General features: G+C 39.4%; 12 protein-coding genes. 1 reads left to right on the top strand and 11 read right to left on the bottom strand.

Translation table 11 applies throughout. From position 1 onward, the window contains the following. Positions 1–60 precede the first annotated feature (60 nt). Positions 61–810, top strand: coding sequence for a DNA alkylation repair protein (locus ACERJO_RS00290; protein WP_373646222.1), 750 nt, complete (start codon positions 61–63; stop codon positions 808–810). A 105-nt stretch (positions 811–915) separates the two neighbouring features. On the opposite strand, the gene ACERJO_RS00285 is transcribed toward ACERJO_RS00290, so the two are convergent. The 11 genes from ACERJO_RS00285 to ACERJO_RS00235 form a co-directional block, all read right to left on the bottom strand. After that, positions 916–1,773 (bottom strand): hypothetical protein, encoded by an 858-nt coding sequence (locus tag ACERJO_RS00285; protein ID WP_373646220.1) that lies wholly within the window; start codon positions 1,771–1,773, stop codon positions 916–918. Then, positions 1,773–4,205, bottom strand: a complete 2,433-nt coding sequence (locus ACERJO_RS00280) for a heavy metal translocating P-type ATPase (protein ID WP_373646219.1) — start codon at positions 4,203–4,205, stop codon at positions 1,773–1,775. Before ACERJO_RS00280 ends, ACERJO_RS00285 begins: the two co-directional genes overlap by 1 nt. A gap of 65 nt (positions 4,206–4,270) precedes the next feature. After that, positions 4,271–4,498: a copper chaperone CopZ gene (gene copZ, locus ACERJO_RS00275; RefSeq protein WP_373646218.1), complete on the bottom strand. Its 228-nt coding sequence runs from the start codon at positions 4,496–4,498 to the stop codon at positions 4,271–4,273. 258 nt (positions 4,499–4,756) lie between these two features. Continuing rightward, the gene (locus ACERJO_RS00270; protein ID WP_247107383.1) at positions 4,757–5,041 is read right to left on the bottom strand and encodes a metal-sensitive transcriptional regulator; all 285 of its coding nucleotides are present in this window, start codon (positions 5,039–5,041) and stop codon (positions 4,757–4,759) included. A gap of 184 nt (positions 5,042–5,225) precedes the next feature. Then, positions 5,226–5,405: a sensor histidine kinase gene (locus tag ACERJO_RS00265; protein WP_373646364.1), complete on the bottom strand. Its 180-nt coding sequence runs from the start codon at positions 5,403–5,405 to the stop codon at positions 5,226–5,228. Positions 5,406–5,492: 87 nt separating this feature from the next. After that, entirely contained in the window at positions 5,493–6,920 is a 1,428-nt protein-coding gene (locus tag ACERJO_RS00260) for a serine hydrolase domain-containing protein (RefSeq protein ID WP_373646217.1), read from the bottom strand. 272 nt (positions 6,921–7,192) lie between these two features. Further along, a complete protein-coding gene (locus tag ACERJO_RS00255; RefSeq protein WP_247107381.1) occupies positions 7,193–7,441 on the bottom strand; it encodes a transposase in 249 nt (82 codons plus the stop codon). A gap of 324 nt (positions 7,442–7,765) precedes the next feature. Further along, on the bottom strand, positions 7,766–8,143 hold the full coding sequence (locus ACERJO_RS00250; RefSeq protein ID WP_373646216.1) for a VOC family protein: 378 nt from the start codon (positions 8,141–8,143) through the stop codon (positions 7,766–7,768). Positions 8,144–8,238: 95 nt separating this feature from the next. Further along, positions 8,239–8,754 carry an SRPBCC domain-containing protein gene (locus tag ACERJO_RS00245; RefSeq protein WP_373646215.1) on the bottom strand — a complete coding sequence of 172 codons (516 nt, stop codon included), beginning with the start codon at positions 8,752–8,754 and terminating at the stop codon, positions 8,239–8,241. Between the two features lie 126 nt (positions 8,755–8,880). Continuing rightward, on the bottom strand, positions 8,881–9,213 hold the full coding sequence (locus ACERJO_RS00240) for an ArsR/SmtB family transcription factor (RefSeq protein WP_373646214.1): 333 nt from the start codon (positions 9,211–9,213) through the stop codon (positions 8,881–8,883). Positions 9,214–9,665: 452 nt separating this feature from the next. After that, positions 9,666–11,495: a CPBP family glutamic-type intramembrane protease gene (locus tag ACERJO_RS00235; RefSeq protein ID WP_373646213.1), complete on the bottom strand. Its 1,830-nt coding sequence runs from the start codon at positions 11,493–11,495 to the stop codon at positions 9,666–9,668. Positions 11,496–11,667: the final 172 nt, after the last annotated feature.

Genomic DNA, 11,667 nt, shown 5'->3' with positions numbered 1-11,667 from the left:
ACAACGACAGCTTCTGGGCAACTCAGTGCTCGGTGGCTGTGCCATAGGGAGGTGAAAGAAGTGAAGAGAGATGATATCATCAACAGCTTAAAAGAGAAAAGTTCGATTAAGTACCAACAAAATGTAGTTAGAATGGGGATACCCGAGCACAATAGCATTGGGGTATCAACTGGGGAAGTGAGAAAGCTGGCAAAAAAAATAAACAAACTGGTGACTGCCCATGAGGCACATAAATTAGGACTTTCCTTGTGGCAGAGTGGGTATCATGAGGGAAAGCTTCTTGCCGTCTTATTGGTCGATCCCTTTGAGACGAATGAAGCAGACATCGAACGGTTCATGCAGGAAGTCCACTCCTGGGATTTGTGCGACCATGTTTGTAAAAACCTAATCGTCCTTCAACCTAAGTTTCGAGAATATATCCACAAATGGTGTGACGATACGAAAACGTATTACAAACGTGCAGCTTTTTGCCTCATGGCTGCTTCCTGTGTGCCCTCTAGCAAAATTCAGCTGACACGTGAAGATATCGATGACTACTTACACATCATTCGTAAACATGCAGACGATGAACGCACTCATGTTAAAAAAGCAGTTAGCTGGGCCTTGAGAGAAATAGGAAAGAAGGACGCCGACCTTTTGGAACGAGCTCTCACCCTTGCTTATGAGCTCCATAACAGCGCATCCAAACATGAACGATGGATCGGCCGGCATGCCTTAAAGGAACTAGAAAACCTTGTAACGGTCAATGAGCGTGAGAGGCTTATTTCATCACAGACTAAAATGGGTAAATCAGCGGGAAAACCATTATAGGATGTCTTTTACCACTTAACCTTATCGAGATGCTCAAAGTGGGGGCCTTTACTGTTGTCTTAAACTATAAACCTCTCTTGGTACTCAAGGTCCTTCGCATTCAAATTATTCGACTTCTAGCACAAAAGGAAACGCCATGACGCCTTCATCATTGTATTTAAATTCAGCCCATAGCTTATAAACTCCCTCGTGTGGAAAGTAAGCTTCAAATTCGGTTGAATCATCTGACTTAGGATGCACGTGGATAAAATGATCGACACGCTCATCAATGATAACTACATGGCCAAGTGCTCCTAAATATGGCTCAGGCGTTTCACCCTTTAAGTCAAATGTTAATTCAACGGATTCACCAGCATTGAGATCAGTTGTGACGAGCTCTACTTCTTTACCACTTTTACTTTTAACTAAGTCACTATCTGGCTGAAGGTTCATTTCTCCACTTTCGCCATGATGCTCGCCAATCATCACTTCTTGTGGCTCGACCACATAACTTTTACCTACTGGGTGAATATCTACAAACGCATAGTAGTGACCATCAGGGAGATCTGTTTCTTTCTCAAACGTGCCACTCTCTACTTCTTCTGGGTGAAAATGATGGAACTCCTCCAAATCACCACTCACTAGAATGAGGTGCATGAGCTTTTCATGTGTTTCAATTAGCTCGGGAACATCGCCCTCTTCATCTTCAAAATGGATGATCAGTTTTTGATTAGCCTGATGAATATGAATTTCTACTTGAGATTGAGATTCTCCGAAGTGACTGTGAGAATCATGTTGGTGTTCATGGTGATCCATACTTGCATTCTCATTGTGATCTTCAAACGTTTCATGTGACTCCTCGCTGTGATCACTATGCATATTACCACTTTCCAATGGATTTGCTCCAGTCACCAAACTGTAGCCTCCAATAACAAGAATCAAATAGATCACACCTGAAAGCAACCACCACTTTTTGTTACTCATTAGGCCGCCTCCTTCTTAACGAGCTTCACCTTCTGTAGTCGTAAGGCGTTTAATACAACTGATACGGAACTAAAAGCCATTGCAGCACCTGCAACCCATGGAGCGAGCAAACCAACTGCGGCAATTGGGATTGCAGAAGTATTGTAGATGAAGGCGAAGAAGAGGTTTTGCTTAATATTCCTCATCGTCTTACGGCTCATCATAATCGCATCAGCGACACTGTTTAAATCCCCGCGCATAAGGGTGATGTCTGCAGCTTCGATGGCAACATCCGTACCTGTTCCAATCGCCATTCCAATATCGGCCATCGCCAATGCTGGTGCATCATTGATTCCATCGCCAACCATGGCGACCTTCTTTCCTTCTTTCTGCAATTTTTCAATTTCATCACTTTTTTGCTCAGGTATGACTTCAGCAATAACGTGTTTAATTCCAACCTGCTTCGCGATCGCCTGTGCTGTCCGTTCATTATCACCTGTTAACATAATGACTTCCAAACCAAGGTCTGTCATTCGTTTTACAGCGTCTTTCGACGTTTCTTTGACGGTATCTGCCACGGCGATAACCCCAGCAAGACGGTGATCAACAGCAATTAACATTGCTGTTTTCCCTTGACCTTCTAAAGACTCCATTTGTGCAACAACGTTTTCTTCCAAAGCGATGTCGTTTTCTCTCATAAGATTCCGAGTTCCCACATAAATCGTCTTCTGATCCACTGTTGCTTTAATACCGAATCCTGGTATAGCTTCAAAGTCAGAGGGGTTTCCTAATCTGATTTTCTTTGCTTTTACTCCTTTTACGATCGCTTGTGCCAAAGGATGTTCTGAGTTACGTTCTGCTGATCCAACATAATAAAGCACGTCATCATTAGAAAAACCATTCGCAACCATTAAATCAGTTAGCTCCGGCTCACCTTTTGTTACCGTACCTGTTTTATCTAACACGACGGTTTGAATCAATTGTGTGTTTTCTAGATGTTCACCACCCTTAAACAAGAGCCCCATTTCTGCGGATCGACCTGACCCAGCCATAATCGATGTCGGAGTAGCGAGTCCTAGTGCACAAGGGCATGCAATAACTAAAATAGAGATCATCGGGATTAACGCAGAGCGTAAATCTCCAGGCGTAACGACGAAATACCAAATTAAGAACGTAGCAATCGCAACAACTACAACAATCGGGACAAAAATACCTGATACTTTATCAACCATACGCTGAATATCTGCCTTTGAGCTCTGTGCCTCTTGAACTACTTTGACAATTTGTGATAAAGCCGTATCTGTTCCGACCTTAGTTGCCCTTACTTTAATAGAGCCATTCTTATTGATTGTAGCTCCGATCACTTGATCTCCAATCGACTTGTCAATCGGAATACTTTCCCCTGTAATCATCGACTCATCTATAGCTGATCGACCTTCCATGATCTCACCATCGACAGGTACTTTCTCACCTGGTTTAATGATTAAAAGGTCGCCAGTCATCACTTCTTCTATTGGAACCTCGACTTCTTCCCCGTCTCGAATCAAACATGCTGTTTTAGCCTGTAAACCTAGCAGCTTCTGTATGGCCTGGCTCGTTTTCCCTTTTGCACGAACTTCAAATAGCTTACCAAGAACAATGAGGGTAATAATGACCGCGGCAGCCTCGAAATACAATTCAGGCATTCCTTGGCTTCCTGTACTCATCCACTCCCATCCTAAATAGATGCTGTAGAAGTAGGCAGCACTCGTCCCTAAAGCAACGAGCACATCCATATTAGCACTCTTATTCTTTAACGCATGATACGAACCACGATAAAATTGAGCTCCTACTACAAACTGAACCGGGGTAGCTAACGCCAGTTGAACCCATGGATTCATAAACATATCAGGCATATAAAGAAAAGACGTCATTTCAAAATGCGTCACCATTGTCCATAAAAGAGGAAAAGTGAGAACTACGGAAAGCAAAAACTTTCCATACTGTTTTTCAATTTCTTTTTCTTTATGATCAATCTTTTCCTCTTGTTCTTGTTTAGGAATCAAGCGGTAACCTAGTTTTTTGATGACATCTACCATCTCTGATGCTCTCACTCTTTCTGAATCATATTCCACAGAAATGGTTTCTAAAGCAAAATTGACATTCGCTTTAGAAACACCTTCCATTTTGTTGATTCGCTTTTCAATCCTTGTTGCGCATGCAGCACACGTCATACCAGAAATATCAAATTCGTCTTTTTCATGTAGAACGTGATAACCAAGCTTCTCAATTTTATTTTCAAAATCCTTTGGATTTGTATATTGGGGGTCATATATGACTTTGGTAGTCTCAATGGCGAAGTTGACATTCGCTTCTTGAACACCCTCCATTTTAGACAATCCTTTTTCTATCTTGTTAGCGCATGCGGCACATGTCATACCTGATACCTTCATTGAGACTTCTTTTTGCTCCATTTCCACCACTCCCGATTAATCATATACAGTACAGGGGTATACTCGACGTAATGTCAAGGATTCTTTTAGGAAGTCGCGTTTTCGATACCTTCTACATCGTATCCTTGTTCTTCAATGACTTCTTTAATGGTATCAAGCGTGACCTTATCTATGTCATATTGAACGTCTACTCTTGCACTTTGTAAATGTACGTTGACTTTGCTCACGCCTTCAAGTCCTCCAACGTTTTCTTCTATAGAACTTACACAATGTCCGCAAGACATCCCTTTAACCATTAATGTTTTTTGTTCCATGAATAATTCCTCCTTATTGTTATATTACGATCTAATACCATTATACAATACCCCGGTATAGTATTCAACCTTTCTGCTTATTTTTTAAAGCGCTATGAATGTGCTTCACCATTAGACTTTGTCTATCCTATCATGATGATGTTAAACCTTTTGTATACTAGCAAAAACAAAAAAGGGATAGAACTGTAAACTACAACGGAGAATAGATCCTGTCATACATACCCTCAGAAAAAAGATCACACTCCTGTGATCTTAAAATTATTTTATCATTTTTTTCATGACCGTCATAAGCTCGTCAATCGCTTCTTCACCTTTATTATTTTTAATTGCATTAGCAACACAATGATGAGTATGGTCTTCCATAAGTGCAAGCGACACTTTGTTCATTGCGGATTGGACGGCTGCAATTTGATTTAAAATATCTACACAATAGCGATCGTTCTCAACCATGTTGTGGATCCCCCTCACTTGCCCTTCCACTCTTTTCAAACGATTAAGTAGCTGTTGTTTGTTCGGTTGGATTGTACTTTTGGAACTATCCATTTTATCGACACTCCTTTTTCATATACCCTATATGAGTATATTATCACAAAATAAAAAATTAGACTTCATGTACCTAAATCATGATGGCACTGGAAAAGTGTGGATTTACATTTTTTTAGTGCCTTTTCAATCAGCCTTTCTTTTTCATCGCAAGGACATTCTTATTGTCACCAACCCCTTTTTCTTATTCGTGAGACGATTCATATCTTATTTTCACAATGGTTCCTTGATTAACTCGACTTGAGAGTTCAACTTCTGCCCCGTGGGCTTTAATAATGTCACGAGCAATCGCCATCCCAAGTCCTGTTCCTTTACTATTTTCCGTATTTGTTCCACGGTAATAACGATCAAATATATGCTCTATATCACCTGATGCAAAGAAACGTCTGTATCTCGTAATAATTCTGCATAACCTTGGATCGATGCAAGATATCTTGGGAGCGAGGTATTTTTATCGGTGAGTGTATACAAACCATGTAATGCTTGCTGTTAATAATGCTGACGAAATCAAAGCTGTAAGAACACTATATGTTTGCCAAATAAGTATCGTTGACCAATCGAAAGCAAAGCACAGTATCCCCAGGGCAATCGTAGCGATCAGGAAAATAACTGTTACGATTATTCTCTTTTTTGTCATTGGCTGCCGCTCATTCGTTTTCCTTCTGCGTAATCCTAAAAGAAATAGCAGGACGGCCAATAGGCAAAGAATAATTGTGATAGACGACATAATGATATCCAAAAGCTGTGTGCCGCTTATTTCATATGACTGAGTTAGATTGCCGTCTAATATATCTTTAACTTTTAGTACCAGGTTTGTATTGGTATTTGCGCCGTTGCTCAGCAAGCTGATGGCTGTTCGTTCATTTAGCAGTATGGCTACTTCGGTTCTGAAATTTGGATTGCCCCCAGTGTGTTCTATAATCGTTTGGTCGGCGTTTACCAACCAGCCTGCCGCATAATACATATCGTTGACAGCAGAAACAGACATATCACCCCTATGTGATTTTTCGATAACCGTGTGAAATATTTCGGGTATGTCATGCACCATACCCATCTGTATGCCCATCCAACGCGCCATATCTTTAGTATTAGAAATGATGTAGCCTGCGGGTTTATTCCCAGCATAATCCGGAGCATTAAATGGAGTTGTCATAAAAAAGGAAGAACGGTAGCCCTGTGCCAACTGTCCAGTGGCTTCGGCATCTTCTTTATAAACATACGTCTGGTGAAGACCTAACGGCTGAAATACCTGTTCCCTCATAAAGTCTTCATAGCTTTGTCGCGACACAATCTCAATAACTAAACCCAATACGTCATAATTAACGGTTCCATAGTTATACTGTTCACCGGGAGGGAACGCCAATTCAGCATCTACGAGCGTTTCCACAGTCTTTTGCAACATATCCGGCGTATTTCCTTGTGGAATATTTTGACTATGCCTAAAATTTGTTAGACCACTGGTATGGTGAAGAAAGTTATTTATTGTAAGGCTTTGCATATCAACAGGTTTCCCTTGATACTTTAACGTAAACCAAGGTAAATATTTTTGGACAGGGTCAGTCATTGAGAGCAACCCTTGCTCTTCCAACAGCATAATACCCATTCCGGTAAAAGCTTTACTGACCGAGGCTAACTCATAGAGTGTATTTTCACTTGCAGACAACCCCTTTTCACGGTCTGCATACCCTGAAGAAAAGTAGAACACTTCATCATCAGCAAGTATTGAGATTGACATTCCTGGCACACCCGATATACGACAGGCATCATCTAGCAACGCTTGTATTGCCGCAGATTTCGAATCTGATAACGCATAACTTTGTGTTGCGAATCCTGAGAATAATATAAATATCATTAATACAAAAACAATAATCTTTTTCATAAACTCTCCTTTTTGAAAAATTATAAGAGAATCATATAAATAATCTACTTTTACAACTACTAAACTAAATATTAATTTATCTTTCTATTCACCTATATAATATCAAATAAATGTAAAGAGTTACACTTAAACGAAAAGATGCGTTAGTTCAATAAGAAGTAAACAACTTTATTATTCATTTTTTAGTATTATATAAACAGATGGAAGTAATTTGAAACTACTTTAAAGTGCCTTGCTACGTAGAATGTAGTAAGGCTCTTAGCTTTTATTAATCAAAATTCAATAACTTTATTATCATTATACATATAGGCATAGAGGATAATCTTTAACATCATTTTGGGATGGTAAGGAGGACGACCGCCGCCATCGTAACATTGATAGAGAATAGTTTGATCCAGTTCTTCAACGGCTTGATTGATAATACGGCAAACGTGATGGATTGGGATTTCAACTTCAAGATCCATTGGTAAGTAAAACTGATCCATGTTATAATCTTGGAAAGAAATATGATCATGTTTCATAAAGAAATCGCCTCCTAGTATGGTTTTGGTGTGGTGCTTTAATTATACCAAAGGGGCGATTTCTTTATTATTCAATTTTATTAAAAAAGCTCGAAAGATTGGCAGGCGGTGACTCCAGCGGGAAAAGTAACAGCTGAAGACTCCACAGGGTGGTTTCCCCGAAGGAAGGCTGAAGCGTTGCCCGCGGAAAGCGTCCGCCTAGAACGATTCGAGCGAACCCATTACGTTTACATCAATTAATTAGTATAAGAAAAGAGGGTGTCACCAAAAGCTAGGCTTTTGGGACACCCTCTTTGCATTACTTAATTATTTTTTTATCGTGGATTACTTCTTTTCCATGACAGCAAAGTAATTTTCTTCATTATCAGCAAAGTTGAATACCCGACCAGAAGGCATATTCACAATTTCACCGACTTTGATATTTTTATTGGATAAATCAGTATATAATTCATCGAAGTTTTCTGAAAAAAACATTAACGAAGGTGTACCGAAATTTAATTCCGGGCTCATTTTAGCAACGAGTTCCATATTGTGCAGAACGATGCTTGTTTCTGCACCTTTTGTTGGAGCAATTTCAATCCATCTCATTTCACCGTTATTTTCTTCAGAAATGACACTAAACCCTACTTTTTCAGTCCAAAAACCCATTGCCTCATCTTGGTTATTTACATACAACATAATTTGACCAACTTTATTAATCATTGATTTTTCCACTCCCTTTTATTAAATTACCGAACTCACTGTTCCTAATCCTTACTATCGTACATGTATTCTTTGATGAACTTCTTAATATTTTCTTATTGCATCTGCTTAAGAGCCTCTTCCAGACGGTCCCACGTTTCGGTGATTCCTTGAAGCATGCCCATATCCATGACGGTCTTGAGGCTCTCCGCCGATGCATATTCAGCACGATTGATCAGCTTCGTCTTTTCGCCCAGGTCGATGAATTCCAATGTAATATCAGTCGATGGCATAGCATCATTCGAATTACCTTCAGCATCCGAGAAGAAATCGATGTAGACGATCTTCTCAGGTTCAATGATCTCCTTATAAATCGATTTACCCCAAGATTCCATTCCGTAATATTCACCTAGGTTTTGATCAACACACTTCATACAGTAGTGCCAAACGCCACCCGGACGGAAATCGACGTTGCAAATAGGAAGCTCCCAACCTCTGGGCCCCCACCAGCGTTTGAGATGCTTCGGATCTTTAAACATCTTGAAGACGAGGTCGCGCGGTGCGTCGAAAATACGCTCCAGCACGAGCACCCGATCGCTTTCAACCCTTGATACCATAGCATTTTTGGGCATTTCTAGTTCCCCCCAATAAATTATTGTTAACTTATTTTTGGATGTTTTCTATCATAGAAAACATAGGATCCAGCAATGTTATTTAAAAAGCTTTTCGATTTTCTACTTAAGTCAAAAGCTGGACTCCTATTTGTCGTCATGTTTCACATCCTTTCTTTGTAGATCCTGCAGGTAGTCGTCCAAGAGGTCGAATCTCTCTTCCCAAATGTGACGGTAGGACTCTAACCATGAATCAAGCTCTATAAACGGCTTGGCCTTCAGCTTGTAGATCCGTCGATTAGAAATAGCATTCACCTCGACGAGTTCTGCATTACTAAGTACACGAAGATGTTTGGAAACTTGAGGCTGTTTTAGACTAAGTCGATCAGCAATTTCCCCTACAGTGAGGGGACCATCACGCAAGAGTTCCACAATCTGTAGCCGGTTAGGCTCAGCAAGAGCATTCAAAGTTGTTTTCATGACTTAAATATACCTCGAAAGGAATATTCCTGTAAAGGAATATTAAGGTGTTTTTTCTTTTACTACAGTTTTCTGATGTTTGATTTCCTTTGATAGAGGATACTAACACCAGATATTCCTTTCTCCCGTATCTCTCAAATCTTGATCACAATATCAGGTTGTGCTTTACTAGCATTAGTTAGCAATTGCCAACTAAATCTTGTATATACTTGTAAGAATCTCATATTAATGAATTAAGATAGTAAAGCTTTCAAAGGGTCTTGTTTCGGGGTTTCAATATGTTTCCCTCACACTCCGCACTGGCGATAATTTTAAATGTTTTTTAACACAAAAACAAAAAACACCCCTTTAGACAATCATATCTACAGAGGTGAAAACAGAGCCAATGTTATTATAATCGATTTGTTGAGGAATGTTTTTAGATCAACAGCTTTATTAAAAGTCTCTTAAATCTATTGACTACTCTTGTATTGAGAATAACGGTTTGCAATCTCGTAAAAAGCTTTTTTAGCTATCCAACCTCTTTCATTAGTTGTCTGAGGACAGGCCTTTACAATGCCTAGACTAGCCATATCCAGGTCATATAGAGCCTCATCTGAATAAGGATGATCTTCTTCAATAAATTGATTGATAAAGGCTCCATAAACATTTTCTGTTTCAAAAACTTCAATTAGCTGACCAATATAGTTTGCCTGAACTTGTTCATCTCTCATATATTCGCCGTCTAATTTACGTTCACTAAGGTTACTCCAGTCTTGAATCCAACCACCTTCTCCCCCTCTTAATTCAGCTCCCTTGTAAGCACAGCAACCGAATTCAGTAATGATAATGGGTTTATTAAATTGTTGGTAACGGCGTAACCCTTCGACATAATTTGTCGCAGTTGACGAATCTAAATAATAATTTACTCCTATAAAATCAAACAAGTCCCAATTAACTTCCTCCCATGACCCAGCTCCATAGATAATCCCCCCTCTATAATGATCCCGTGTCACTGCTACTGCTTGTTTTAGTAACGCATTAAGTCGTCTATTAAACAACGGTAAGAGAAGTCCGAACCCTTTTAAATTTTGTGCTCGCTGCCCAAAATCTTTGCCAGGGATACTTCCTGAAGTAAATACACTCAGCTCTAAACCAACTTTCAATCCAATTTTGTCTGGGTGTTTCTCCCTTATTTTTTCGGCTAAAATTGCACCGTTTTTAAGTTGTAAAAGCATTTCTTGAGGATTAGATCCAAAAGAAGTAGGATGCAGCCATACAAATAAATCGTGTTCTAAAGCGTAGTGAGTAGCTTCCTCCAAACGTTCAAGATTATCTCCCATTATGGTTATTGCATTGCAGTGAAGGGATTCGCGAATGATTTGTAGATCATCCTTCACAGCTTCACTTTTCCATATTTCCTTTGAAGACTGCCCAGGAGCATAGCTTGAACCAACATCATAAATAATTCCTCTTTGTGCTAAGTTTTTGCTATTTTCTGATCCTATGTTAGGATGTTCTTTTTTTAAGTTATTCAAAACTTCGTTAGGTTGTTGCCGTTTAACGTTTATCATAATTAAATAAGCTACTACTATTGTTAGAATTCCTAGTAAAAAGTTAAGTAAGCCCTCCATGTAAATGATCTCATAATTTATTGTATGAAGTAGTAAAGGCACCGTTGCTGCAGCTAGTCGTAACCCAACACCAAGCCAGATTGTATTTGTCATATGACACAACAACCCAAGAAACAAACCAAATCCCAAGAATGCAATGAAACCGTCTAATTGACCATTGGCGAGCAGTCCCCATACAGCAAATAATAGCGCCTGTATAAAAATACTTACCCACATCGACCTTCTTTTTACCAGTATTCGATAGATATAGCCCCTGAAAGCCCATTCCTCTGGTAAAATATAGGCCAAAAGCATAAGCGGGAGAATAGGGAGCGCTTGGAATAATATCTCTGTTATCGACACTTCCATCTCTATTGTTGCCCAACCTAATGCTATTGAGCCTCCAATGACAACTATTGTCGGTAAAAGCCAAGCGAAAAAACCAAGAGTTATTGAAGAAACCACTATAGTTAATCGCCCTCTGTAGAATAAACTCCACTCTTCAACCTTATTCGACTTCATTTTTAAAAATAGTAAAATCAATACGAGGGTAATACTCATTAACAAGGCTCGCACTTCCATTACCTCATACCGTCCACTAATAGACTCAATATGGGAAATGGTAAAGCCTCCTAGTGTTATCATGCAAAAAAATATGATCAATCGACTGTCAAATTTACTTCGTTTCATAGAATCACTAACACTCCTTTCGGCATGAGTTATATTGTGTACATTACATCGATGCACGAATATTTGTTAGTGATAATTGTCACTTTCTTTATAGAGAGGTTTCTTTCTAATGTTTTTCAAACAATCAGCATAACCTAGTCCCATATTGACAAAAAAATAGTATAAAGAAGCA

This window comes from Halalkalibacter sp. AB-rgal2 (assembly GCF_041821005.1).
Lineage (GTDB): Bacteria > Bacillota > Bacilli > Bacillales > Bacillaceae_D > Halalkalibacter.
Note: the sequence above shows the minus strand (reverse complement) of the source record. Positions and strands in the feature narration are given on the sequence as shown.